22 protein-coding genes and 1 pseudogene are annotated in these 26131 nt (G+C 64.6%); 16 read left to right on the forward strand and 7 right to left on the reverse strand.

Annotated elements, in window-relative coordinates; genetic code table 11:
- Positions 1-83 precede the first annotated feature (83 nt).
- Positions 84-701 (forward strand): TetR family transcriptional regulator, encoded by a 618-nt coding sequence (locus AB4Z38_RS21115; RefSeq protein WP_441431513.1) that lies wholly within the window; start codon positions 84-86, stop codon positions 699-701.
- Between the two features lie 91 nt (positions 702-792).
- Positions 793-1572 (forward strand): SDR family NAD(P)-dependent oxidoreductase, encoded by a 780-nt coding sequence (locus tag AB4Z38_RS21120; protein ID WP_441431514.1) that lies wholly within the window; start codon positions 793-795, stop codon positions 1570-1572.
- Between the two features lie 103 nt (positions 1573-1675).
- On the opposite strand, the gene AB4Z38_RS21125 is transcribed toward AB4Z38_RS21120, so the two are convergent.
- Positions 1676-2461 carry a GntR family transcriptional regulator gene (locus AB4Z38_RS21125; RefSeq protein ID WP_441431515.1) on the reverse strand — a complete coding sequence of 262 codons (786 nt, stop codon included), beginning with the start codon at positions 2459-2461 and terminating at the stop codon, positions 1676-1678.
- A gap of 156 nt (positions 2462-2617) precedes the next feature.
- Here AB4Z38_RS21125 and AB4Z38_RS21130 point away from each other — a divergent pair, with 156 nt between their 5' ends.
- The 4 genes from AB4Z38_RS21130 to AB4Z38_RS21145 are packed head-to-tail and all read left to right on the forward strand — an operon-like array spanning position 2618 to position 6464.
- On the forward strand, positions 2618-4051 hold the full coding sequence (locus AB4Z38_RS21130; RefSeq protein WP_441431516.1) for an MFS transporter: 1434 nt from the start codon (positions 2618-2620) through the stop codon (positions 4049-4051).
- A 43-nt stretch (positions 4052-4094) separates the two neighbouring features.
- Positions 4095-5072: a nucleoside hydrolase gene (locus AB4Z38_RS21135; RefSeq protein WP_441431517.1), complete on the forward strand. Its 978-nt coding sequence runs from the start codon at positions 4095-4097 to the stop codon at positions 5070-5072.
- Between the two features lie 11 nt (positions 5073-5083).
- Positions 5084-5581, forward strand: a complete 498-nt coding sequence (locus AB4Z38_RS21140; protein WP_441431518.1) for a nucleoside deaminase — start codon at positions 5084-5086, stop codon at positions 5579-5581.
- A gap of 46 nt (positions 5582-5627) precedes the next feature.
- The gene (locus AB4Z38_RS21145; protein ID WP_441431519.1) at positions 5628-6464 is read left to right on the forward strand and encodes a PfkB family carbohydrate kinase; all 837 of its coding nucleotides are present in this window, start codon (positions 5628-5630) and stop codon (positions 6462-6464) included.
- Between the two features lie 33 nt (positions 6465-6497).
- Here AB4Z38_RS21145 and AB4Z38_RS21150 read toward each other — a convergent pair whose 3' ends face one another.
- Complete coding sequence (locus AB4Z38_RS21150; RefSeq protein ID WP_441431520.1) at positions 6498-7163, reverse strand: TetR/AcrR family transcriptional regulator; 666 nt, start codon at positions 7161-7163, stop codon at positions 6498-6500.
- A 142-nt stretch (positions 7164-7305) separates the two neighbouring features.
- Between AB4Z38_RS21150 and AB4Z38_RS21155 the strand changes: the two genes are divergently transcribed.
- Together AB4Z38_RS21155 and AB4Z38_RS21160 are read left to right on the forward strand one after the other, a co-directional pair.
- Entirely contained in the window at positions 7306-8352 is a 1047-nt protein-coding gene (locus AB4Z38_RS21155; RefSeq protein ID WP_441431521.1) for an agmatine deiminase family protein, read from the forward strand.
- Complete coding sequence (locus tag AB4Z38_RS21160) at positions 8349-10070, forward strand: amidase (RefSeq protein ID WP_441431522.1); 1722 nt, start codon at positions 8349-8351, stop codon at positions 10068-10070. Before AB4Z38_RS21155 ends, AB4Z38_RS21160 begins: the two co-directional genes overlap by 4 nt.
- A gap of 4 nt (positions 10071-10074) precedes the next feature.
- On the opposite strand, the gene AB4Z38_RS21165 is transcribed toward AB4Z38_RS21160, so the two are convergent.
- Positions 10075-10434 (reverse strand): sec-independent translocase, encoded by a 360-nt coding sequence (locus AB4Z38_RS21165; RefSeq protein WP_441431523.1) that lies wholly within the window; start codon positions 10432-10434, stop codon positions 10075-10077.
- Positions 10435-10494: 60 nt separating this feature from the next.
- Positions 10495-11049, reverse strand: a complete 555-nt coding sequence (locus tag AB4Z38_RS21170; protein ID WP_441431524.1) for a hypothetical protein — start codon at positions 11047-11049, stop codon at positions 10495-10497.
- A gap of 138 nt (positions 11050-11187) precedes the next feature.
- Between AB4Z38_RS21170 and AB4Z38_RS21175 the strand changes: the two genes are divergently transcribed.
- Complete coding sequence (locus AB4Z38_RS21175) at positions 11188-12033, forward strand: phosphotransferase (protein WP_441431525.1); 846 nt, start codon at positions 11188-11190, stop codon at positions 12031-12033.
- A 7-nt stretch (positions 12034-12040) separates the two neighbouring features.
- Here the strand turns inward: AB4Z38_RS21175 and AB4Z38_RS21180 are convergent, their stop codons facing one another.
- Complete coding sequence (locus AB4Z38_RS21180; protein WP_441431526.1) at positions 12041-12829, reverse strand: alpha/beta fold hydrolase; 789 nt, start codon at positions 12827-12829, stop codon at positions 12041-12043.
- Between the two features lie 167 nt (positions 12830-12996).
- Here AB4Z38_RS21180 and AB4Z38_RS21185 point away from each other — a divergent pair, with 167 nt between their 5' ends.
- The 7 genes from AB4Z38_RS21185 (at position 12997) to AB4Z38_RS21215 (ending at position 23749) form a co-directional block, all read left to right on the forward strand.
- Positions 12997-13791 (forward strand): ATP-binding cassette domain-containing protein, encoded by a 795-nt coding sequence (locus AB4Z38_RS21185; RefSeq protein ID WP_441431527.1) that lies wholly within the window; start codon positions 12997-12999, stop codon positions 13789-13791.
- 8 nt (positions 13792-13799) lie between these two features.
- Complete coding sequence (locus AB4Z38_RS21190) at positions 13800-14594, forward strand: ABC transporter ATP-binding protein (protein WP_441431528.1); 795 nt, start codon at positions 13800-13802, stop codon at positions 14592-14594.
- A 71-nt stretch (positions 14595-14665) separates the two neighbouring features.
- On the forward strand, positions 14666-16195 hold the full coding sequence (locus AB4Z38_RS21195; protein ID WP_441431529.1) for an ABC transporter substrate-binding protein: 1530 nt from the start codon (positions 14666-14668) through the stop codon (positions 16193-16195).
- A complete protein-coding gene (locus AB4Z38_RS21200) occupies positions 16195-17937 on the forward strand; it encodes an ABC transporter permease subunit (RefSeq protein ID WP_441431530.1) in 1743 nt (580 codons plus the stop codon). The genes AB4Z38_RS21195 and AB4Z38_RS21200 overlap by 1 nt, the downstream gene beginning before the upstream one ends.
- A gap of 31 nt (positions 17938-17968) precedes the next feature.
- Positions 17969-18625, forward strand: a complete 657-nt coding sequence (locus AB4Z38_RS21205; RefSeq protein WP_441431531.1) for a hypothetical protein — start codon at positions 17969-17971, stop codon at positions 18623-18625.
- A complete protein-coding gene (locus AB4Z38_RS21210; protein ID WP_441431532.1) occupies positions 18622-20274 on the forward strand; it encodes a DNA polymerase Y family protein in 1653 nt (550 codons plus the stop codon). Before AB4Z38_RS21205 ends, AB4Z38_RS21210 begins: the two co-directional genes overlap by 4 nt.
- A 43-nt stretch (positions 20275-20317) precedes the next feature.
- Entirely contained in the window at positions 20318-23749 is a 3432-nt protein-coding gene (locus AB4Z38_RS21215) for an error-prone DNA polymerase (protein WP_441431533.1), read from the forward strand.
- On the opposite strand, the pseudogene glgC reads toward AB4Z38_RS21215, so the two are convergent.
- Positions 23745-25064, reverse strand: a pseudogene (glgC, locus tag AB4Z38_RS21220) (glucose-1-phosphate adenylyltransferase); the annotation flags it as partial. The gene AB4Z38_RS21215 and the pseudogene glgC sit on opposite strands and share 5 nt — an antisense overlap.
- Before the next feature lie 108 nt (positions 25065-25172).
- Positions 25173-26131 (reverse strand): alpha-glucan family phosphorylase (gene glgP, locus AB4Z38_RS21225; RefSeq protein ID WP_441431534.1); only part of this gene is annotated, 959 nt, incomplete at its 5' end.

Below are 26131 nucleotides of genomic sequence, written 5' to 3' on the forward strand. Positions count from 1 at the left end.
GGCAAGCCGGGCCCCTGGAGCTACCGGAGGGAGTGAACCGGCCTAAATTGACATACCTACTGGTCGGTTTGTAGTTTGGTCCTATGGAGATCGGCGACACCGGCAGCACGCCCAAGGGCGCAGCCACGCGTAGTGAGATCCTTCGTGTTGCCGCGGATGTTTTTGCGCGCAAGGGTTTCGAGCAGACCCGGATGGACGACATCATCCGCGAAGTCGGGCTTACGAAGGGAGCCATCTATTTCCATTTCTCTTCGAAGGCAATGTTGGCCCAGGCCGTCGTCGACGAGCAAAAGGCGCGTTGGCTGCGTCGCGTCCAAGAGGAAATTCTCAGCAAGAACAACCCTCAGGAGGAGTTGCGCCATCTCGGGGAGTTCATGGTCAGAACAGTCCTGAGCGACTCTTCCGCCTGGGGCGTGGTGCACTTGGCGAATCAACTGGCATCCACGAAAGAGCACCCCGGCGGCACCTCTCCCCTGGCCGCATGGGTGGATCTCGTTGCCGGCATCCTTCAACGGGGCCGCGCAAGCGGCGCTTTGACGTTTTCAGGCGATCCCGGCGACGCGGCAACGGTTATTGTGGCCGCATTCGACGGATTGAAGTCGGTCACCGACGCCCTTGACCCCAAAGACCTCGATGCCTTCGAACGACGCGCGACGCTACTGTTGCAACTCCTCGAACAGCAGTTCATCTCCAGCGAGTAGTGCAGCAAACCACGAGCCCAAGACTTCGACTTTTGACCAAAAAACAAACCGCACAGTCAGTTTATTAGCAGTCAGTTTATTAGGAGTAGAAATGAACATCTCAGCCAAAACAGCCCTCATCACTGGAGCGTCCACTGGCATTGGTTCGGCCTTCGCCCGAAGGCTGTCTGCCGAGGGCGCACGCTTGATTCTGGTTGCCCGCAGTCAGGACAAACTTGACGCGCTGGCGGGTGAACTCCGCGACCACGGGACCGAAGTGACTGTCCTGGCAATGGATTTGAGCCTGCCGGATTCAGCAAAGGAACTCCACCTCGCCACCGAGGCGCTGGGACTCAAAGTGGACATCCTGGTCAACAATGCGGGATTCGGAACACACGGACAAGTTCTCCATGCAGACGCTGACCGCTACGTCGAACAGATCCAGTTGAACTGCTCCACCTTGGTGGGCACCTCCACGCACTACCTGCCCGGAATGGTTGAGCGCGGTAGGGGGGCCATCATCAACATCGCGAGTACGGCCGCATTCCAGCCGATACCCCACATGGCCGTCTACGGCGCGACAAAGGCCTTCGTGCTCTCGTTCACCCAGGCGCTGTGGGCCGAGACACAAGGCACAGGCGTGAAAGTCCTTGCCGTTTGCCCCGGTGCCACCGACACGCCCTTTTTTGAAATCGCCGGCGAGGCTGCAGCCGCTGGATCCATGCGGACCCCGGAGCAGGTTGTGGACACCGCCATGTCCGCGATCCGCGGGAACAAGCCGAGCGTTGTGGATGGCCGGCTCAACTCCTTTGTTGCCCGGGTGGCCGTCAAGCTACTCCCGGAGAAGCTGGTGATCGCGGCCGCGGGACGAGCCGTGCGCCCGGCCAACTAGTCCCCACCGCCAACTAGCTGGCAGTAGGTGTCGTTTTGAGCGCTCAAAACGACACCTACTGCCAGTCAGTTGGGACTGCCAAACGAAGATGACAGTGCCGCGCTCAGGTTCCCTGGATGATTCCGATTTGGACTACCCCTGTGTTGACCAGCGTCTTGGCGAGGTAGACAATCTGGCCGGAGTGCTCCACGGTCTGGGTCAAGATCAGCACAGGGTCCTTGGCATCCAGCTCAAGCAGCTCGCCTCGCGCGACGCCCGGCGTGCCTGCGGCAATATCGGTCTCGCCGGGACCAAAAGCCGGGCCAACAGCCGAGATCAAGTTGGCCAGCAGCGTGGCTTCTCCCCCGACGTCGTCCACAATGGCCTGCGCCGCTTCTGGGTAACGATCAACGAGGCCCCCCTTGTTCGCCACGTGCTCCTGGACCAGGGCAATAGCTGAGCCGTCCCGCTTGAGGACACTCTCGAAGAACCAGGAGGCTTCCTCTTCGCGGATTCCGAGGGGCTCCGCGGTGAACACCGACGAGGACGGGTGCAGCACATGCTGTGTACGGCTGACCTGGATAGCGGAACCGGCCTCGGCCAGAATCTCCTCCATGGGCCTGATCCGTTCAAGGCCGACCCGCGGCAGTCGGGTGGCTACAAAACGCCCAATGCCTCGGCGGGAGCGTACGTATCCGTCTTCCTCGAGGAGCATGAGAGCCTCACGGACCACCGTCCGGCTGACCTTCATTGCCGAACCCAGGTCCGTTTCCGAAGGCAACAGCGACGAAACGGGGAAGTGCCCCGCCCGGATCGCATTCATGATGCGCGAGTACACGGCAACGCGGAGCGGGATGTTGGCGGTGGCATCCAACGGCTCCGAAAGAACGGCCTCAGCACTGCGGTCCAAGATGGCTCCCTTCGTCGATATTGAGAGTTTACGCGATGGGTATTCCAAGCTTGTATAACAAGCGTGTATGATGCACATATAAGCCATCTTGTGCTCTGCGCCACACCTGCATCGAGCCGCCCCGAAGCCGATTGTTTCAAACAAGGAAGTTTGTCCATGACAACCCAAGCCACCAGCACCGCAGGGCTCCCCCTTCGGCGAAAAACAGCCCGATTGCCGGTCCTCATCGCCACGCTGATCCTTTCCATCCTCAGTTACCAGCTCAACGCAAGCCTGTTCTCGGCGGCCCTGCCGGCCATGGCCGCACACTTTCAGGAATCCACCGAAAACGTGGCCAAAGTCCAGTCGTTGTTCTTCCTGACCGGCGCAGTCCTGGGCATGGCATTTTCCCGATGGAGCGACTTCCTGGGGCGCCGCCGCACCCTGCTGATCGTCCTCTCCATGATGTTGTGCGGCACGGTCCTCTGCCTGTTGGCTCCGAACCTGACCGTCCTTCTCGTCGGCCGGGTCCTGCAAAGCGCAACGAGCGCCACGTTCACCATTTCTTTCCTTCTCCTGTCCGAGCGCTTCAGCAAACGCCTCTTCGGCATTTCCGTCGGCATCATTTCGGCAGTAAACGGGGGCATTGGCGGGCTCGACGGATTCCTGGGCGGTTTCATCACCGACACCATCGGCTGGCAGTTCCTCTTTGTCCTGGTCCTCGGCGTGGGCGTTCTGGCGATCGTCTTGGTCGCCGTCGTGGTCCCGAAGAGACCCGCCCGGACACGTGAGGGACGCATGGACTGGTGGGGCGCAGGCGCCCTGGGCACGTTCCTGGTTCTCTTGAGCAACCTGATCGGACAGGCTTCCACGTCCGGATGGGGCGACGTCTGGACCCTCGGCTATCTCGCCGGCACCGTGATTGCCGGGCTGGCGTTCGTGGCAGTGGAAAGGCGGGTTGCGCGTCCGCTGATCGCCATCGAACAATTGCGGTCCCGCCAGGTATGGCCGGTTTTGGCGAGCACGGTGCTGACGCTTGCCGGCATCTTCTCGGCGTTGAACTTCACCGTGATCCTCCTGAGCCAGGACGCCAAAGCCGGATACGGACTGTCCGCCTCCATGTCGGCCCTCCTGTACCTGACGCCGACAGCCTTCGTGGGGGTGCTCACTGCAGTGTTCTCCGGCTGGTTCGCGCAGCGGATCGGTTGGTTCAAGGCCCTGCGGATCAGCAGTGGCCTGATCGTCGTGGCAGCGGTTGCGGTCGCAATCTTTGCCGCAGACCGCTGGATGGTCTTCGCCTTGCTGATCATCATGGGCGTCCTCTATCTCGGCCAGTTCCAGAGCACCGTCAGCGGCATCGCCGTACTGAATTCACCCAAATCGGCGCCGGGTTCCGTGCCCGGCCTGAATGGAGCATGCTTTGGAATCGGAGCCAGCGTGGGAATCGCCGTCGTCGCACCCGCCGTCGCCGCCGGAACCATCGCCGGCTACCAGACTGCCCTGTGGATCTCGGCGGGCTTCGCCCTCGCGGCCTTTGCTGCTTCCCTGATCCTCCGGCCGGTGGCTGCGAGCGCCGCTCCGGCACCCGCCGTCGTCGTCGCCCATGCCTAAGCCCGAATCCGAATCCGAGTCACCCAACCCACGAAGGAGCACCATGACCACCACCACACCGCAGCCGTTCTATCTCGATTGCGACACCGGCATCGACGATTCCCTGGCAATCGCCTATCTTCTGGCGAGCCCTGAGGTGGAGCTGGCCGGGATCGGAACCGTCAGCGGCAACGTCAGCGCCGCAGTCGGTGCCGTCAACACGTTGAACCTGCTCCACGCTGCCGGGAGGGCCGGGATCCCGGTTGCCGTGGGTGCACACGATCCGCTCACGGGCACGTTCGACGGCGGAGCGCCGCACGTTCACGGCGACAACGGCATCGGCGGGATCACCTTGGAAGGCTCCGCACAGACGTCGGAATCAGAGACTGCCGCGGAGATGCTCGTGCGGCTCGCCAACGAGCACCCAGGCGAACTGCGCGTCATCGCCGTCGGTCCGCTCACCAATCTGGCCCTCGCACTGCAACTGGACCCGAAGCTCCCGTCGCTCGTCCGCGATGTCACGATCATGGGCGGAGCCGCGTTCGTGCCGGGCAACATCAGCCCAGTCGCCGAGGCCAACATCTTCAACGACGCCGAGGCAGCCGCCGTGGTGATGGAGGCCGATTGGCCGGTCACCATGGTTCCCTTGGACGTCACCATGAACCACCGCTTCGATGAGGCCCACCGCGCGGCGCTTGCGACAGCCGGACACCCGGTGGCCAGCGCACTCTCCGGGATGCTCGTTCAGTACTTCGCCTTTTACAACACGATTTTCGGTGAGCATTGCGCCGCCCTCCACGATCCGCTGGCGGCGGCCATCGCCGTGGGTGCCCTAGAGCCCGACGACGCCCCGTATGTCGGAATTTCCGTGGACACGAGCAAGGGTGCGGTTCACGGCAAGACCCGCTGTGAGCGGCTCGATGGCGGAGCCGCCGGCGCGCGCCCGGTGCCGGAACGGGCGTCCCGGGTTGTGCTGTCCGTCAAGGGAGACGCCGCTGCGCATCTCCTGGAGCGGATCCTGTCCTTGCCGGCCGCGAACTGAAGGGACTTTTGATGAACACTTCTTCTTCACCCACCGGGCCCAGCCAGGCCGACCTCGAGTTGCTGCACCGCGCCGTTTCCCTCGCGCAGGCGGCCCGGGATCGCGGCGACCACCCGTTCGGCGCACTCCTGGTGGCTCCGGACGGAACCATTGTCGAAGCCATGAACACCGTCAACACGGAACACGATCCCACCGGGCATGCAGAGACCAACCTGGTCCGCCTGAGCGCCAAGAAGCTCGATGCCGGCGCGTTGGCCGGCAGCACCTTGTACACGAGCACCGAACCGTGCGCCATGTGCACAGGCGCGATCTACTGGGCTGGAATCGGACGCGTGGTCTATGCCTTGTCCGAGAAGGACCTTGCCTCGATTGTCACCGAGCAATCGGGCGTGCCCACGCTTGACCTCCCCTGCCGCGACGTCCTTGCACACGGCGGCAGCAAGGTCAGCGTGACCGGCCCCGTTCCGCTTCCCGCCGCAGCAGAAGTCCATCTTGGCTTCTGGCACTAGACCGGAAACCCGACACCGCAATCCAGCACCACCAAAAGGACCGCTCATGCCCATCCCCAGCACGCTCACCGTTGTCGGCAGCCTCAACGTCGATCTCACGTGCCGCGTCCACCGCCTACCCTCCCCCGGTGAAACCATAGGCGGCGGCACCCTCACCCGTCAGCCCGGCGGAAAGGGAGGCAACCAGGCCGCGGCTGCTGCGCGGCTGGCCGGGGCCGCCCGTATGGTGGGCGCCGTCGGCGCGGATCCGGATGGCTGGCTTCTGACGGAGGCCCTGGACCGCGCAGGGGTTGATATTTCGGCAGTGCAGCAGGTTTCCTCCCCGACGGGGACCGCGTTGATCGTGATCGACAGCGAGGGCGAAAACCAGATCGCCGTTGCGCCTGGAGCAAACGCCGTGGTCTCGCTGGATCGCGCCGATTTCTCCGATGGCGGGCCGGTACTGGCCCAGCTGGAGATCGCCGTCGACACCGTGCTGGACGCCGCGCGCCGGACCACCGGGTTCTTCGCCCTCAACGCGGCCCCTGCCCAGGCACTCCCGGCAGAGCTTCTGGAACGGTGCGACCTGGTGATCGTCAACGAGTCCGAGTACGAACTCATCCCCGAGCTCCGAAGCGCCGAACGCGTAGCCGTCACCTACGGGGCAGGCGGCGCCTCGATGTACACACAAGGGGTCAAGACCGCCCATGCGCCAGCGACAAAGACGAGCGTCGTCAACAGCGTGGGTGCCGGTGACGCCTTCTGTGCGGCGCTCGTGCTGGCACTCGCGTCGGGCCTGGATGACGAAAGCAGCCTCGCGGCGGCTTGCGCGGTGGGGGCCGCCGCCGTCGCGAGCGAGCTTTCCCAACCGGAGTTCGAGCGGCTGGAACACTACCTGGCTTGACGTTCCGCAAGGTGCGGTACCGCGAAAGCGGAACTAAGAATCCGCGCTTGAGATCCGCCCGATGTGCTGGACACCGCCAGGCAGCAGCGAACCGCGGGCCGCACCTACCATGCCTTCCACTGCGCGGGCGAGGTGCGTACCGCGGTCGCTGACGCCGTCCCAGCGCACCAGCGCCTGGGCATTCAGGCCGTCCACCATACCCAGGATCTGCCAGGCAACAGACGGAGCGTCGAACGTCTCGAACTCGCCGGCGTCGATCCCCGCTTCGACGACGCGCTGCACCACGGCTTGCCATGCATCCATCTGCTCACGGACGCAGGCTGCGAGCGCCTCGTTCCGCCGCCCCAGGGTCCACGCCTCCACCCAGATGGCCGTGACATCGAGGCGGCTGCCGTCCATGAGCGTTTCGAGGAGCATCCCGAGTTGTTCCAGGGGAGTCGGCAGCCTCTCCAGAAGGCCCGCGACCTCCTCGGTCTCCGCCGCCACGATGGTCGCAAAGATGCCTGCCACGAGGGCCTCCACGTTGGGCTGGTAATGCGCGACAAGCCCCGAGGCCACACCCACCCGTGCTGCCACGTTGCGCAGGGTAATGGCGGAAAGCCCCTGCTCAAGCGCTATTTCCCTGGCGGCCTCGGCTATTTCGGCCGCGCGTTCGGCCGGCGTCTTCCGCGCAGCGCGTTTCTGTATGGTGCTTGACATCACACAACAGTCTAAAGTAGCTTTCTTCTTATTGATCACACGATCAATAAGAAGACGCCGAAGGGCAAACACCCTGCCGCACGCCAAGGCAAGGACGCCCTGGCTCCCGCGACTACCACCTCACAACACAGAGGAGACTTCCATGGCCTGGAGAATGCCAGCCGAAACCGCACCCCACGAGCGCACCTGGATGGCGTTCCCCCGCACTGGCCTGACCTTGGGCGACGATCCCGCTTCGGCGGAAGAAGCGTACGCAGCCTGGACCGCCGTCGCCCATGCGGTGTCCGAGTTCGAGCCCGTCACCATGGTGGTAGACCCCAGCGAACGGACCCGGGCCAGCCGCATGCTCGGCGCCGGAATCGAACAGCTTGAGGCTCCCCTCGACGAATTCTGGATGCGCGACGTCGGAGCCACGTTCGTCGTCGACGACGAGCGTCCCGGCGTGCTCGGCGCAGTTGACTGGATCTTCAACGGCTGGGGCTCCCCGGCCTGGTCCGAATGGGAGAAGAGCGCCGGCATGGCCCGCTTTGTCGCCGAAGAGTCCGGCGCGGAACTGGTCACCTCCTTGCTGGTCAACGAAGGCGGCGCCATCCACGTCGATGGTGAAGGCACTGTCCTCGTCACCGAAACCGTCCAGCTGGATCCACGCCGAAACCCTTACGCGGACAAGGCACGCGTCGAGGCGGAACTGTCACGCACGCTGGGCACTACTCACACCGTGTGGGTACCGCGAGGCCTCACGCGTGACTACGAGGACCTCGGCACGCGCGGCCACATCGACATGGTGGCCACACTTCCCTCGCCCGGCCGGGTCCTCCTGCACTCGCAGACCAACCCAGGTCACCCCGATTTCGAGGTCAGCCGCACCCTCCAGCGGTTCTTCGAAACCCAGCAGGACGCCGCGGGCAAACCATTCGAGATCACTATGCTTCCCGCGCCTGAAACCCTGCACGACGAGGAAGGCTTCGTCGACTGGAGCTACGTCAACCACCTCGTGGTCAACGGCGGCGTGATCGCGTGCGGCTATGGCGAGAAGCGCGCCGACGCCCTGGCCGCGGAAATCCTGGCGGAAGCCTACCCGGGCCGCCGCGTCGTCACCGTGGACGCCCGGCCAATCCTCGCCCGGGGCGGAGGAATCCACTGCATCACGCAACAGCAGCCCAAACTCAACAGCCAGGCCGGACGATGAGCCGCTTCGACGTCGTCGAGGCCTCAATTGCGCAGTTGCGCGCCGCACTGGAGGCCGGCGAGGTAACCAGCGAGGAACTCACCCAAGCCTATCTGGACCGCATCGACGCCTACGACCGCAACGGCATCAAGCTGAACGCACTGGTTGTCATGAACCCCCAAGCGCTCGCAGATGCCCGCGCCTCCGACGAGCGCCGGGCACGCGGCACCACCCTCGGGCCCCTCGACGGCATTCCTTACACCGCCAAGGACAGCTACCTGGCCAAAGGACTCACGGCCGCCGCGGGCTCCCCCGCGTTCGAAAACCTCATCGCCCAACGCGATGCCTTCACGATCGAACGCCTCCGCGCGGCAGGCGCGGTGCTCATCGGCCTGACCAACATGCCACCCATGGCAAACGGCGGCATGCAGCGCGGTGTCTATGGACGCGCCGAGAGCCCTTACAACGGCGATTTCCTCACCGCGGCTTTCGGGTCCGGGTCCTCGAACGGCTCGGGCACCGCTACCGCGGCGAGCTTCGGGGCCTTCGGCCTGGGCGAGGAGACCTGGTCCAGTGGCCGCGCACCGGCGTCGAACAATGCCTTGTGCGCGTACACACCGTCGCGCGGAGTCATCTCGGTGCGCGGCAACTGGCCACTGGTCCCCACCATGGACGTCGTGGTGCCCCACACCCGGTCCATGGCAGACCTTTTGGAACTGCTGGATGTCATTGTTGCCGACGACGCCGAAACCCGCGGCGACTTCTGGCGCGCGCAGCCGTGGGTGGAGATCCCGGCCGCGTCCCGGGTCCGTCCGGCTTCCTACCCGGCACTGGTGCCATCCGGCGTCGACGACGCGCGCTCGGCACTGAAGGGCAAACGCTTCGGGGTGCCGGCCATGTACATCAACGCGGACCCCGACGCCGGTACCAGCAGAACTCCTGGCATCGGCGGCCCGACCGGCCAACGAATCCAGACGCGCGAATCCGTGATCGAACTGTGGGAGGCCGCCCGGCGCGAGCTCGAAGCCGCCGGCGCCGACGTGGTGTTGGTGGATTTCCCCGTGGTGTCCAACTACGAAGGCGACCGCCCGGGCGCACCCACGATCGCCACCCGCGGAATGGTGAGCCCGGAATTTCTTCAACGGGAGATCGTCGATCTCTCGGCCTGGGCCTGGGACGACTTCCTCGCAGCCAACGCCGATCCGGCGCTTGACAGCCTGGCCGACGTCGACGGCGCCACGATCTTCCCGCACCCGGACGGCGCGCTTCCGGACCGCTATGACGGGTTCGACGACGACGTCGCCGACTACCCGGCGCACATCCGCGCTCACTGGGTTGCTTCCGTCACCGACATCCCGTCCCTCGAAGAAGGCCTTCGCGGACTCGAAGAGACCCGGCGGGTAGACCTCGAGGAATGGATGGACGGTCTCGCCTTGGATGCAGTCATCTTCCCGGCCGCCGCCGACGTCGGACCAGCCGACATGGACGTCAACGAATCCTCAGCCGACCTCGGCTGGCGCAACGGCGTCTGGGTGGCCAATGGCAACCTCGTTCCGCGGCATCTGGGGATCCCGACGGTCACCGTGCCGATGGGAACCATGAGCGATATCGGCATGCCCGTGGGACTCACGTTCGCCGGCCGCGCCTACGACGACACCGCACTGCTGGCCCTGGCCGCGGCCTTCGAAGCAACAGGCGAGCGCCGCACCGCTCCCCCGCGCACACCGCGCCTCGACTAACGGATCAGGTGGACTCGTCGTCGAAAGGAGCCTTCTGCCCGGCCGCCAACCGCACAACCGGGCGGGCAGGAGGCTGCACCGGGGCGGGGACGACCGGCTCAGGAAGCGGCTCGTCCTCCAGGAGGGCTTCGCGGATAATGCGGCGGGGATCGTATTGACGCGGATCCATTTTCCGCCAATCGATGTCCTCGAATTCCGGGCCGAGCTCCTGGCGGAGCTTTTCCTGCGCGCCGGAAGCCATGCGCCGCAGTTCGCGGATAAGCCGCCCCAGCTTCCTCGCATACTCCGGAAGCTTGGTTGGTCCAAGGACCAAAACGGCAATAATCAGGAGAAGTGCTACCTTCTCGACCGAAATATCGATCATGGCTCCATTCTAAATCCACCGCCCGGTCGCTCCGGGCGGCAGGGGTTTAGGAGATCGGGCTTAGGAGATCGCGTACAACGCGACGGCAAGTCCTGCTGCCATCAGCGCCTCGCGGACACCCTTCAATCGGGGCGCAGCGTGTGATTTGCTCTCGGCCGGCATCGCGAACGTGCCCAACAGCCACCCCGTGGCGGCGAAGAGCATGAGCAACGCGCCCATGATGTCGCCAAGGATGATGCCCAGTTGATGTCCTGGATGATCCGTCACCGATCCGGCTCCACTTGACGCGGATAGCAGCACCCAGCCCGAAAGGGCTGCCACCGCTGCGCCATAGATCGCCGACCATCGCCCTGTCCCGGCTGTTCCCGACCCTTGGTACACGATCCTCACGACGGACAGGAGGAAGACAAGGCCAATCGCCGCGCCTAGAGGGACCACACCGAGCGGAGCCCATCCCAGCCCTACCGCCGCCATGGCCGCGGCCAATATCCCCGCTGCGGCGGCGTCAGTCCGGGCGGCCACACTCTTGGGTCGGAAGATGGCTCCGAACCCCAACACAGCCGCTGCCCCGAAAAGCAACACCAGAGCGCCCACTACAAACCAACCTCGGAACATACCCTGCCAATCCTCCTGCGCTTCCGGTTGAAACCCACCCGCAGTCATATCAGTTCCGGATGGGAAAACCCTGCATGGCGTGTAACTGCCGGACCACACCGGCTGGCGCCATCGACCCGGCCGTGGCAGCATCGGACGATGACTACCGATACCCGTCCGTACGTCGAGCCCGAGCGGGTGGAACCTGCCGTTCCGCTACTCGGCGGGGACGTGACAGAGGGGCTCGTCCGGGTGGGCGATACAGTGCGGCGCCCTGCAAGCGACGCTTCCCAGCGGGTGCGCCGCCTCCTGGATTTCCTGGACTCGGCCGGATTCCAGGGCGCGCCCCGCTTCCTGGGCATCGACGAAAGCGGCAGGGACACCCTGAGTTTCGTTCCCGGTGACACGGCCGGCCGCCCCTGGCCACGCTGGGTCGCCGATGAATCGAGCGCCATCAGCGTCGCGCTCTTGGTGCGGAGCTACGATGACGCCGTGCAGCCGCTCGGTGTTCCTGACTGGGCACGCACGGGTGAGAATGCCGGCCCCCACGGGTGCCCGAGCTCGATTGCGGGACCGGCGACATTCCTCGCCCACATGGACATCACCCCGGAGAATGTCGTCTTCCGGGACGGAACCGCCGTCGCCCTGATCGACTTCGATTTGGTGCGCCCCGCAACCCGGGCGGAAGAAGTCGCAAACTTGCTCCTCTGGTGGGGCGCCTGGATGCCCGTCACCGACCGCGATCCCGTCATGCGCGAGGTCGACGCCGCCTCCCGGGCTGCTGTGCTGGTGGACGCCTATGGCCTGGGTCCAATTGATCGCGCCAAGGTAGTTGACGTGGCCCGGAACGGCGCCGACCGTTCCTGGCATTTGATGCGGCACAGGGTGCTCACCCGGGGCGGCGGCTGGAAGAGGATGTGGGACGAAGGCGTCGGTGACAAGATTCTTCGCCGCCAAGCGTGGCTGGCCGAAAACGCCGCAGTTCTCCACGCCGCGATAACGTGACCGGCCTTTAATCTTCGTCGAGGTGGCGCAGGAGGAAAGGAAGGGTCGCGCGCATAGTCCGGAGATCGCCGTCGCTGGCTGCTTGCTCCCCAAGGTAGTCCCCATGGTTTCCCGGCACGATCATCAGGCGGCTCCCCGGGATGGCCCGGACCATCTGCACCCCGTGCTCGGGCTTGATCACGTCACGGTCGGCGAGCACCACGAGGGTCGAGGCCGTGATGGAGCCCAATTGTTCGTCGGACCATCCGGGAAACGTCAGCATTCGCTGGCTGTCCAGGACAAAGAGTTTCTCAAGGTGTTGAGGGTCCGGGTTGAGCTTGCGGTCGGCCTGCCGGTAGACCTCGGGCATGTCCGCGGAGGTGGCGTTCTGGAGTCCGTCCCAGAATCCATCCACCATGCCGTCGCGTGCGGCCATGGACGACGCGATGATCAACTTTCGTACCACCGCAGGATGTTCCATGGCGAAGGCGAGCGCGGTGTGGCCGCCGGCGCTGAAGCCGAGCACATCCGCCAACGGAACGTCCAGCTGACGAAGGACCGCCGCGACGTCTGCGGCCGAGTTTTCAGCCGTGAGAGGGCGGTCGATCGGCGCAGTGTGGCCATGGCCTTCCTCTTCGACGGCAATGACTTGCCTCGTCCCGGTCAGCAGCGGGATGAGCTCCCGGAAGTTCGACTCGATTGTGGAACCGCCGCCATGGATCAATAGCAAGGGCGTGCGGTCCAGCCGGGGTTTGCCATGAACCTCGTAATACATCCGCAGGGAGCCGTTGTGCGCGTAGCCGTGCTCAAAGTCCACGTCCCCACCCTAACCGCCGACTGTAGCTGCTTGGCAAGAGGTTGAGGAACTCAATGCGCCTCAACATTTCGCTTAATGAGAATGAGTATTGATAGCATCAATACTCATTCATCGCTCCTATCCGAGAGTTCCCCATGCACCCTGCCCTCCTGGTTCAAGACTTGCGCGTGTCCCTCCGTGGACGCGCCCTGATTGAAGGAGTCAGCTTCGCTATTGACCCGGGTCAAAGACTGGCTCTTCTCGGAGCCTCGGGTTCGGGCAAGTCCCTGACCGCGGCAGCCCTCCTGGGACAGCTTCCAGCCGCGATGAGCGCTTCCGGACGGTTGCAGATCAACGGAGTGGACGTGCCGCTGTCCACCAGGCGAAGCAGCCGCGCCGGGATCACCGCAATCCATCAGGACCCGATGTCAGCGCTCAATCCCTTGGTGCGCCTGGGAAAACAGCTTGAGATCCCGCTACGGTATGCCGGCCTCTCGGCCTCCATGGCACGGCAACGGGCACTTGAGCTGCTCGCGTCGGTAGGAATAGAGGAAGCCGGACGGACGATGGAAAGCTTCAGCGGCGAATTGTCCGGCGGTCAGCTGCAACGGGTCTGCATCGCCCTCGCCCTGGCATGCCGTAGCGCCGTCCTGGTAGCGGATGAACCCACTACCGCGCTGGACATGGTCAGCCAGGCCAAGGTCCTCGATGCCTTGTCCCTATCTTCGGAATCGGCTCATTCCACATCCGCGCATTCCACATCCGCGGGTTCTACAGCCACTGGCGCGATGTTGTTCATTACGCATGACCTCGCTGTGGCTGCGGCCTTTTGCCACCAGGCCGTTGTCCTGGGTTCCGGCCGGATCGTCGAGCAGGGATCGATGCGGTCGCTGGTAGAGCGGCCCAAGCACGATTACACGAAGCAGCTGATGGAAGCCGCCTATGTCGGCTTTGATGCCCTTCGCCTGGAAGCCACCGCATGAATGCAGTATTGAGCGCAGACAAGCTGGGTCTCAGCTACCCAGGCAGAGGGCTCCTGAAGCAGCGGCCAGACCGGCCCGCATTGCAGGACGTCTCCCTCAGCATTGCCGCCGGGGACAGCATCGGCCTCGTGGGTGGCTCGGGCGCCGGAAAATCTACGCTCCTGCGGATCTTGCTTGCTTTGGAGAAGCCGAATGCCGGAACCGTCACTTTCAATGGCACCCCGGTTGTGCCCGGCCCGGCCTCGTCCTTGAGGTGGTATCGCCGCGCGGTGCAATACATCCCGCAGAATCCGTCGGCGAGCCTTGACCCGGCCATGAGCGTGGAGCGCCTCCTCCTGGAACCCCTGAGGCAACTGCGCATAGACGGAGACCGCCGCGGGATGATCCTGAATGCCCTGCAACGAGTCGATCTCGATCCGGGCATGCTTACGCGCCGGCCCCGGGAGCTCTCCGGCGGGCAAAACCAACGCGTGGCCATTGCGCGCGCCCTGGTCCCCGCGCCGAGCATCCTCCTGGCGGATGAGCCGGTCAGCGGGCTCGATCTTCCCCTCAGGAACACGGTCTTGGCCCTCATGGAACAGCTGGTCCATCGGGACGGGCTGGGGCTCCTGTTCGTCTCGCACGACCTGTCGGCCGTCGCCCTTCTGTGCTCCCAAACCCTGGTTCTTTCCAGGGGACGCATCGTGGAACAAGGACCCACCGCGGCCGTGTACGCCAAGCCACAAACCCTGGAAGCCAAGGAGCTCGTAACCTCCATCCCCCGGCTCATCAGGTACAAGGAAACCGACAGGGACAAGCCGTGAAAGATGTGAACTCACGCAACAACCCCACCCCGTTTGATCCACTCACACCCACAAAAGACAGGCACCCGTCCATGGCTATTCCACGTCCAAAAGCACTTGCCGCGATACTCCTCTCCTCCGCAATGGCAGCCGCACTGAGCGCTTGCTTCGCCCAGGGCAACGCATCATCGGCCAGCAGCAGTACCGACTCCCGAATCAAAGTAGCCATGTTGCAGCCACCCCGTTCAGGACTCACTCCCCTGAGCGACGATGCCTTCAAACTCTCACGCTGGAAGACCGCCGAGACACTGGTGGTCCTCGATGCCCTCGGCGATGCCCAGCCATCGCTTTCAACAGCCTGGAAGCAACTGGACAGCAAGAACTGGCGCTTCGAACTCCGCGCAGGCGTGAAATTCCATGACGGAACGGCTCTGACGGCGGAGCAGGTGGCGGCATCGTTGACGGCGGCGGCCAACGCGAAGCCCAAGCCGCGGATCCTCGACGGCGTCCAGCTGGGCGTCCGCACGGACGGCGGGAACGCCGTCGTCGTCACCACCCAAACAGATGATCCGCTGGTTCCGCAGCGGCTTTCGAGCCCCCAGCTTTCCATCCTTGCCGCGTCCGCCTACAAGCCCGGCGGCGTCGTCAGCCCCATCAACGCCGGAACGGGCCCCTACGTCCTTGCGTCTGCGGACGGCACCAGCTCAGCAACACTCAACCGCTTCGCTGACTACTGGGGCGAAAAGGCGGCGAGCAGCGGCGTCGACGTCCAATACGTTCCCGACGGTACGGCGCGCGCGGCCGCGCTGAGGACCGGAACTGCCGACGTCGTGGAGGCCATTCCCGTAGGCCAGGTCGCCCAGATCAAGGCGGACTTGATTCACGAAGTCCCCATGCCCCGGACCAATACCCTCTACCTGAACACCAAGGCGGGTCCTTTCGCGGATCCGTCGGTCCGGGCGGCGGCACGCACCTCGCTCGAACGGGCCACCATTGTTGACCGGGTCTACGAGGGACGTGCGGACATCGCCGAAGGCCTCCTGGGTCCGGCTCTCCCCTGGGCGGCCAGGGAGCGGCAAAACACCTCATATATCGAGACACTGAAGAAGCGGGCGGAAGCAGCACCGGCCAATGGCCGCCGCATCAAACTCGGCACGTTCACGGACCGGGCCGAGCTGCCCGAGGTCGCCGTGCAGCTTGAGCAGCAGCTCGAAGCCGCCGGCTTCATCGTGGAGCAGGAAGTCCGCGAGTACCAGCACATCGAGGCAGACGCCCTGGCCGGAAAGTTCGATGCCTTCATCCTGTCCCGGGCCACGGTCCTCGACTCCGGCGACCCCGTCGCCTACATGTTCAGCGATTTCTCCTGCAAAGGCTCCTTCAACATCTCCCAGTTCTGCGATGCAGAGGTGGACGCAGCACTAAGCAAGGCCGCAGCCATTCCGGCAGGCCCGGAGCGCCGGGCGGCAATTGCCGCCGCCGAGGCGCTGATCCTCTCGAAGGATGCGGCCGTGCCGCTGCTGCACGAACGCGTTATCCAAGGCGAATCAGCCAGGATCCGCAATGTGGAACGTGATCCCCGCGAGCGCGCCCTGATCACCAGCAAGACAGGAATCGCCGGCTGATGCGGGGCCCGGCGTTCATCAAAACCGCGGCTTCCCGGGCCGTGGCACTCTTCGCCGTCGTTGTGCTGATCGGGCTCTTGCCGTGGCTTTCGGGACAAAGCCCGGAGTACACCATCCTGCGGGCCCGGTACGCCGACCGGGAAGCGACTGATGAAACGCTGGGCATGATCCGCACGGAGCTCGGACTCGATCGAGGACCACTGCACATCTTCCTCGACTGGGCAGGAGGCCTTTTGAGCGGGGACATGGGAAATTCCTGGATTACCAACACCACTGTTGGACCCGGCACCGTGGAAACCCTGAGAGTCTCCGTCACCCTGATGGCCTGCGCGGTGGCCGTTGCAACGGTGGTGGCCACCGCACTGTGCGTTCCTTCCGTGATGCGCGGGCTCGCCGGGAACCCCGGGCGAGGCTCCGGCGTCGTGGCTGCGGCCATGACTGCGCTCCCCGAGTTCCTCCTCGCCGCGATGCTCCTTGTCGTCGGCGCGGTGTGGCTGGGCTGGTTCCCGCCCTACGGCTGGCAGGGCCTGGACCACGCGGTGTTGCCGGCGCTCGCCCTCGGCCTGCCGGCCGGCGGGCTCATCGGGCGGCTGCTTTCCGACGCCATCAGCCTGGCGTTCGCCGAAAAATGGGTGGCCACGTGGGCCATGGCCGGAGCCAGCCGCGCCAGGCTCACCGCGGCGGTGCTCCGCCGGGCCCTGCCATCGGTGATGAGCCAGATCGGGCTTGTCCTCATTGGCCTCACCGGCGGGGCGGTTGCGGTGGAGAAGGTCTTCGCGATTCCCGGTTTGGGGCGGGCGGTCCTGGGCGCGGCGAGCGCCCAGGACATACCCGCCCTGCAGGCAGGAGTACTTGCCCTTCTCATCCTGGCCGTCGCGGCAGGTTCCCTCAGCGCCGCGGCCCGATACCTTCTGTTGGGAGCGGCACTGCGTTCCGGGACAGTTCCGGTTCCGGACTCGGCGGGAGAATCACGACGGCGGGATGCCACCGTTCCGCTCGTTGCGGCGGGAGCGCTGCTGCTCGTCGTCGTCGTGGGCTTGCTTCGTGATCCATTCACCTCGAGCCATCCACGGCTTGCCGGCCCGGGCCTTGAGCTGCCCTTCGGGGCCGATGCCAGCGGACGGGACCTCCTTGCGCGGGTGGGACACGGTGCCGTGTCCACGTTGGGAACGGCTCTGCTCGTGGTGCTGGCTTGCCTTGTGATCGGGATCGTCGTCGGGCTCTTCCCGCTCGCGGCGACCGGTCCCCTTGAGGTAGCCAACGCCGCTCCGCCCATCCTGGCCGGCCTGATCGTTGCCGTTATGACCGGTCCCTCGGCCGAAGGTGCGGCGATAGCCGTCACCCTGGTCAGTTGGGCACCCCTGGCCGCCCACACCGCGGCCTTGGCGCAGGAAGCCAGGGCGCAGCCCCACGTGAAGATCCTTCCGGTCCTGGGTGTAGGAAGGGTCCGCATCCTCTGGCGCTATCTCCTCCCGGCGATCATCGGCCCGGTGTTCAGGCATTCGATGCTCCGGGTACCGGGAATCGCGCTTGCCTTGGCTGCCCTGGGATTCCTCGGGCTCGGCCCCCATCCGCCGTCGCCGGAGTGGGGCCTCATCCTTGCCGAGGGAATCAACTACGTGGAGCGTGCCCCCTGGGCCGTTGCCGCCCCGGCGTCGGCGTTGATCCTCGCCTCGATCCTGGCCGTTTCACTGTCCAGCGTGCCGTGGTCGCGCTCGCAGATGGATCCGGCCAGCAATTGACTCATTCGAATATATGTTCGAAAATTGAACCATGTCACCTCGCCTGTCTTCCGCTTCGCCGGCTTCGCTGCGCGATGACTTGCAGGCGCAGATCCACCTCATGCAGGGCAAGCGCGGAAGCGAACGCTCGCTGCCCGTACTCCCCTCACTCAGCAGGCTCCTCCCGGGAGGACTGCGCCCGGGAGCGGCGTACTCCATACAGGGATCCATGTCGCTGGCCATGGCATTGTTGGCAGGCCCGTCACGCAATGGCTCATGGTGCGGAGTAGCCGGGCTGCCTGACTTCGGGGTCGAGGCGGCAGCAGGTTTCGGCATTGCGCTCGACCGGCTGGTGCTGGTGCCTGACCCCGGGAGCAGCTGGACGCCGGTGATAGCCGCCATGGTGGACGTGCTCTCAGTGGTGCTCGCGCGTGCTCCGGAAAGAGTCGCACCCGCCGAGGCTGCCCGCTTGGGAGCCAGGCTCCGGGAGCGGAGTTCCGTCCTCCTGGTCCTGGGACCATGGCCGCAGAGTGAAGCCGTCTTGCAAGTGAATGGATACGAGTGGGCGGGACTCGGACAGGGCCACGGACATCTCGCCAGGCAGGAGCTCGAGCTCGAAGTCGCCCTGCGGGGCAGTTCCCGCAGGGCCTCAGTGGACCTTGCGGACAGCGGCCCGGTAGACCTGTCCCGCCATCGGATGGGAGCATGATGCTGTTTCAGCTTGAATCCCCGGTGCGCGCCTTGGTGACCTGGTTCCCGGATTGGCCCCTTGTCGCCGCCCGCTTGGCAGATACCCTGCCTCCTGATGTACCTGCGGCAGTCATTGGCCAAGGCGTCATAGCTGCTTGCTCCGCGGAAGCCAGGGCAGAGGGAGTGGTCCGGGGCCTGCGGCTGAGGGAGGCACAAACCCGTTGTCCTGAGCTGGTGGTATGTGCCGTTGATCCGGTACGGGATGCGAGGGAATTCGAGCCTGTGGTCTCGTCACTCGAGGAACGGACTCCTGGCGTGGAAGTGCTTCGCCCCGGCCTGTGCGCTATCCGGGCCAAGGGTGCCGCCCGATATTACGGCGGAGAAGAAGCGGCCGCAGGTGCCGTGCTGGAATCGGCGGACAGCCTCGGCGTGGAAGCCCGGGTGGGGATCGCCGATTCCGTGTTCGCCGCCGAGCAAGCAGCCCGGAGCACCAGCGAACTCTCTGCCGTTCTTGTGCTCCCGCCGGGTTCTTCCCGGGATTTCCTGGCTCCATTTCCGGTGGGAGTACTAGACCAGCCGAAGCTGGCTTCCTTGCTCAAACGCCTTGGCATCCTCACCTTGGGGAATTTCGCCAATCTTCCCGCTGCAGATGTCCGGGCCCGTTTCGGGGCTGCCGGAATCACTGCGCACGCCCTCGCAAGCGGACAGGATCCCCGCAAAGTGATCCCCCGGACTCCCCCGCGGAAACTGGATCAACGGGCGGAATTCGAACCCGGCCTGGACCGGGTTGACCAACTCGCCTTCCAGCTCCGGGCCACGGCAGCCGCCTTCGTGGCCGGAGTGCAGACGGAAGGCTTGGTCTGCACGGAGCTGAGGGTTCTGATCATTGACGAAGCAGGAAGCCGCTCCGAACGGACGTGGGGCCACCCCCGCCACTTCACGGCCAGCGACGTCGTGGACAGGGTACGTTGGCAGCTTCAGTCACAGCCCCCTGCCCGTGCCAACGGTGGAACAGCCGACGGCGGAGCGGTCAACGGGGGCACAACCGACGGCGGAACGCACGACGGCGGCATGGCTCGCGGCGGGCTGTCGTCACCTGTCACTCGGGTCGAGTTCGTCCCCGTCCGGGTGGACTCCATCGCCCATCATGGGCGGGCGCTCTTTGGAGACGGAGCCGAGGAGCAGATCCATCATGGACTCAGCCGGATCCAAAGCATGCTGGGACATGAAGCCGTAGTAGTGCCTGCGGTCTCCGGAGGCCGGCTGCTGGCCGAGCGGCGCCGCCTGGTTCCTTGGGGAGATGCCTTGCCCGCGGGAACGGCAGCCCTGGCCACCAGACCGTGGCCCGGAAGGATTCCAGACCCGCAGCCCGCCACGGTGTTCGCTTCCCTCATCCCTGTCCTGCTTCTTGATGCGAACAAGGAAAAAGTCCGTACAGACCATCGTGGCGGATTGCTTGCACCGCCAATGTGGTTCTGTCCCACCGGAGACCCCGCACGACGGCGACTCGTAGCTCAGTGGGCAGGACCCTGGCCGCTGCGGCAGAGATGGTGGGACGCCGACCATCGCCTTGAAGCGGACCGGTTCCAGCTTGTGGACGGAAACGGAGAAGCATGGCTCCTTCTCCTGGACGAACAGAACTGGTGGGCAGAGGCCCGCTACGACTGAACACCAGGGTCGAACACCGAACTTTTAGTCAGGAAAAGACAAAATGGCTTGGAACAACCCGTCAATCCCGTGGTCGGAGTTCGAACGCACGCTCTCGGACCGGCGAGTGCCGGAGATCGGCAAGGCCAAAGGAGACGGGGGTGACAGCCCCGCCTGGTCAAGGAAACGCGGGCCTTACCGTCCGGTCCCCCTCGATCCCGCAAGGGTCGCGTCCAGGGCGGGTACCGCCGTCGTGCCTTATGCCGAACTGCACGCGCATTCGCACTACAGCTTCCTGGACGGCGCCTCCTCACCCGAGAAACTGGTTGAGGAGGCGGTCCGGCTGGGCATCCATGCCCTCGCACTGACCGATCACGACGGCTTCTACGGGATCGTGCGAATGGCGGAGGCCGCCGAAGCCTACGAGCTGAAGACAGTGTTCGGCGCTGAGCTGTCACTCGGACTCAGCAAACCCCAGCAAGGGGAAGCCGACCCCGAAGGTGACCATTTGCTCGTCCTCGCCCGCAAGGAAGAGGGCTACCACCGCTTGGCAGGGGCAATGACGTCCGCGCATCTGGCTGCCGATGCCGAGAAGGGCCACCCCATCTACGACCTCGATGCGCTGGCGCATTCCCTGAGGGACCACTGCCTGGTGCTGACCGGGTGCCGCAAAGGCTCAGTCCGGAGAGCCCTTCTTAGCGACGGCGAGCAAGCCGCTGCCTTTGAGGTGGAGGGTTTGATCGAGAGATTCGGACGGGAAAATGTGGTGGTGGAGCTCTTCGATCACGGGAATCCCCTCGACAGCAGCCACAACGACGCCCTCGTCCGCATTGCCGACCGGGCGGGCATACCTTTCATCGCCAGCAACGCCGTACATTATGCGTCCCCGGAGGGATACCCGCTGGCAACGGCCATGGCGGCGGTCCGGGCACGCCGCAGCCTGGAGGAACTTGACGGGTGGCTGCCCGCAAGCAGCGGCGCCCATCTGCGGAGCGGTTCCGAGATGGCGGCGCGGTTCGCCCGCTACCCCGGCGCGGTCGAACGGACTGTCGGGATCGCCGACGAGCTTGCGTTCCAGTTACGGGCCGCCCGCCCGAGGCTCCCCAAACTTGATGTTCCTGCAGGGCACAGCCTTATCACCTGGCTCCGGCAACTTGTTGAAGAAGGCGTCAGGGACAAATACCCGGATGCCGACGAACGGGTCCATAGCCGGATCGAACAGGAACTCGCAGTGATCGAGGCGAAGAACTTCCCCGGCTATTTCCTGATTGTTCACGACATCGTGCAGTTTGCCCGTTCCCGCGGCATCCTCTGCCAAGGCCGGGGTTCCGCGGCGAACTCGGCCGTCTGCTACGCGCTGGGGATCACCGCCGTCGACAGTATCTTCTACAACCTTCCGTTTGAGCGTTTCCTCTCCAGCCTCCGCGAGGAAGAACCGGATATCGACGTCGATTTCGACTCGGACCGCAGGGAAGAAGTCATCCAATACGTCTACCGCAAGTACGGACGGTTCAACGCGGCCCAGGTAGCGAATGTCATCAGTTACAGGCCGAAGAACGCCGTCAGGGACATAGCCAAGGCGCTCGGCTACAGCCAGGGCCAGCAGGACGCCTGGTCCAAGCGGCTCGACCACTGGGGAGACCTCAGCGATGGCAAGACCAATAACATCCCGGCCCCGGTCCTGGACCTTGCAGATCAAATACTGGGCTTCCCCCGGCACCTGGGCATCCACTCCGGCGGCATGGTCCTCACCGAACGGCCTGTTGGCGAGGTGGTGCCCATCGAGCGTGCCCGGATGGAAAACCGCACGGTCCTGCAATGGGACAAGGACGATTGCGAATGGATGGGCCTGGTCAAGTTCGACCTTCTCGGCCTGGGCATGCTCGCCGCCCTGCAGTACTCCTTTGATCTGATCGACAAGCATTTCGGGGAGCGTTGGACGATCGAGACCATCCCGCGGGAAGAACCGGCCGTCTACGACATGCTCTGCCGGGCCGACTCGATCGGGGTCTTCCAAGTGGAATCACGGGCCCAGATCAGCACGCTGCCTCGGCTGAAACCGAGGGAATTCTACGATCTGGTGGTCGAAATCGCACTGATCCGCCCAGGTCCTGTCCAAGGCGGTGCCGTCCACCCGTACATCCGACGCCGCGCACGCACGGAAAAAATCACGTATCTCCATCCATTGCTGGAGCCCGTGCTTAAGCGGACCTTGGGTGTGCCTTTGTTCCAGGAGCAGCTGATGCAGATGGCAGTTGCCGTGGGTGGCTGCACCGCCGAGGATGCGGACCTGCTCCGCCGCGCGATGGGCTCCAAACGGGGCCGGGAGAAGATCGAGTCTCTGGAGGCCAAGCTCTATGCGGGGATGGCGGCCAACGGGATCAGCAAGGATGACGCCGACGCCATCTACGCCAAGATCCAGGCCTTTGCGAACTTCGGTTTCGCGGAATCCCACTCCTTGAGCTTCGCAGTGTTGGTCTACGCGAGCTCGTGGCTGAAGCTGCACTATCCTGGCGCTTTCCTCGCGTCCCTGCTTCGGGCACAACCCATGGGCTTTTATTCCCCTCAAACCCTCGTGGCGGATGCCCGCAGGCACGGGGTCCATGTGCTGCGCCCGGATGTTCTCCGTTCCCTTGCCGAAGCAACACTTGAAGTGCTCGATGAGGCTGCGAGGACCGAAGCGGGCCAGGTGGGCGGCATGGATTCCTGCCTGGAATTCCACCAGCCGGAGATCGGCCTGTTCCAGCAGGATCGACCACCCGAGGACCACCTGCACCGGCGGGATGGCTCACACGCGGTGCGGCTGGGGCTCGACGGGGTCACGTCCATCGGGACCGAGGTGGCGAAGCGGATCATCGCCGAACGCGAAGAGCATGGCGCCTACCGGGACATGGCGGATCTGTCCCGCCGCGCGAACCTCAGCGCGGACCAGTTGGAGGCACTCGCGTCCGCCGGTGCACTCGATTCGCTGGGCATGAACCGCCGCGAAGCACTGTGGCAGGCGGGCGATGCCGCGCTCGAGCGGGAAGGACAATTGCCCGGGACCCACGTCGCCGTCCAACCGCCGCTGCTGCCCGAGCTCTCCCCCCTGGAAAATGTTGCCTACGACATGTGGGCCACAGGAATCAGTACCGATGACCACCCGATGCGCCATGCCCGCGGGGACCTGGATTCCAGAGGGGTACTGCGGGTGGACCGGCTTTCCCGGGTCGAGTCCGGCACGCGTGTTGAAGTGGCCGGGGTCGTGACCCACCGCCAACGCCCCCAGACCGCGCAAGGGATCACCTTCGTCAATCTGGAGGACGAGAGCGGCATCCTCAACGTCATCTGCAGCGTTGGCCTCTGGAAGAGGCATCGGCGCGTAGCCCGGGAATCATCCGCACTGATCGTCCGGGGTTTCCTTGAACGATCGCCGGAAGGAGTCACCAATCTCGTGGCGGACAAGCTGGAACCCTTGGTCCTGACAGTGAAGTCCAACTCCCGCGATTTCAGGTAGCCAGGAGTGCCGCACGAGCGAGTTCCCGGTCGTGTTCATCCGGGAGGGGTACGTGTTGACCTTTACTCAGGACCGTGATGCCAGAATCCGTGACGTTGTAGCCGCGCCGTCGATCCTGGTCCGGATCCAGGCCGATGGTTGCGCCGGCTGGAACCTTGATGTTCTTGTCCAGGATGGCCCGCTTGACCACCGCCCCTTCGCCGATGGTGACGTTGTCCAGGAGCACCGAGTCGATAACGCGAGCACCGCTGGAAATGAACGCATCGTTGGAGAGCACCGAATTTTCCACGAGACCGCCCGATACGATGACGCCGTTGGAGACAATTGAGTCCTGGGCCGTGCCGACGGTGCCGCCTTCCCCGCGAACCATCTTGGCCGGAGGCGATGCGCTTTGCCGTGTGTAGATCGGCCAATCGGAGTTGTAGAGATTGAACACCGGTTCCGGCGAGATCAAGTCGAGGTGTGCCTCGAAGTATGAGTCGATGGTACCGACATCGCGCCAATAGTTGCGGTCACGATCCGTGGCCCCGGGGACATCATTGCTTGAAAAATCATAGGCGAACGCTTCGCCACGGGAAACGAAATAGGGGATGATGTCACCGCCCATGTCGTGCTTCGTGTCTTGCCGCGTGGCGTCGTGCTCAAGCGCCCCCACCAAGGCATCGGCGTTGAAAACGTAATTCCCCATCGATGCCAGGAACTGGGAAGGGTCTTCAGGAAGTCCGCGCGTCGATGCTGGCTTTTCCACAAATGCTGCGATCCTCTTGGCCGTGCCGTCGCCCGCATTATCGGAACCAGCGGCCTGCTCCACCTCGATCACGCCGAACTGGTCGGCCATGGCCAGAGGTTGACGCACGCCTGCCACAGTGGCTTTTGCGCCGGAGCTGATGTGGGTGCGCACCATGTGCTCGAAATCCATCCGGTAGACGTGGTCGGCACCCACTACGACGACGATGTCAGGACGGGCGTCTTCGATGAGGTTGAGCGACTGGTAGATCGCATTGGCGCTGCCTAGGAACCAGCTCTTACTGACGCGCTGTTGAGCCGGCACCGACGCGACATAGTTGCCCAATTGTGCAGACATACGCCACGTTTCGGAAATGTGCCGGTCCAGGCTATGGGACTTGTACTGGGTCAACACCACAATCTGCCAATAGCCTGAGTTGGTTAGATTGGACAGGGCGAAGTCGATCAGCCGGTAACTCCCTGCGAACGGGACCGCTGGTTTGGCGCGATCTCCGGTCAGCGGCATGAGTCGTTTTCCCTCACCGCCGGCCAGCACAATCGCCAAGACTTTCTTCGAACCCATCGTCACTCCCTTGTGTTTGATGTTGGCTGTGGATCTACTCATCGCGCGTTGGCGATGAAGCTCAGGGTGGAACACGCCCCCGCTGCTCGAGCTGCAGCGGGGGCGCGCACACTATCAGGCGTTGGCGATCAGCCCCAGTTCGGCCTTCGAGGCCAGGGAGGGGTGCTTCGGGAAGACCCGGACGGTGTAGCCGAAGGATCCGGAGCGGTTGATCAGAATGGAACCGGTGAACAGGTGGCGCCCGTTGCCGAGATCCTCTGTTTCGGTCAGCTCGACCAGGGCGACTTCCTCCAGTTCGTCTCCGTCCTGGGCCCGGCCATATGCCACTTCAACCGACACGTCCTCGGGCGTGAGTTCGTGGAGGGCGATGTAGGCGTTGACCTGGAGGGTGTCCCCGATCTGGGGTTCTTCGGAGACGCCGATGGAATCGACGTGTTCCACGATCAGCTGCGGCCAGGCGCTGCGGACCTTGGTGGTCCAGGCCGCGAGTTCCTTCGCTTCCTTGAACGATGCCGTTCCCGCCTGCCTGCCGGCGACAGCTGCCGGGCGGTAGAGGGTGTTGACGTAGTCCTGGAGCATGCGGTCGGCCGAGACTGCCGGGCCGAGATGGGCCAGGGTGTGCTTGATCATGGACACCCAGTGCGTCGGGACGGCTTCCGGGCCGGACTGCGAGGGCCCGGCGGCGCCGGCGTCCGCGGAGACCGTGGAGCCGTAGAAGCGCGGGGCCACCTGGGTCTCCAGGAGCTCGTAGAGGGCGGCGGCTTCGATGTCGTCGCGTTCGGTCGGGGACGCGTCGTTGTTCGCGGTCGGGATCGCCCAGCCGTTCTCGCCGTCGTACATCTCATCCCACCAGCCATCCAGCACCGAGAGGTTCAGGGAGCCGTTGATGGCCGCTTTCATGCCGGAGGTCCCGCAGGCCTCCAGGGGCCGGAGCGGGTTGTTCAGCCACACGTCGCAGCCCGGGAACAGGGTGCGGGCCATGGCGATGTCGTAGTTGGGCAGGAACACGATCCGGTGCCTCACGGCGGGGTCGTCGGTGAACTTCACCAGGTCCTGGATCATTTTCTTGCCGG

Source organism: Arthrobacter sp. 2RAF6 (assembly GCF_052115205.1).
Lineage (GTDB): Bacteria > Actinomycetota > Actinomycetes > Actinomycetales > Micrococcaceae > Arthrobacter.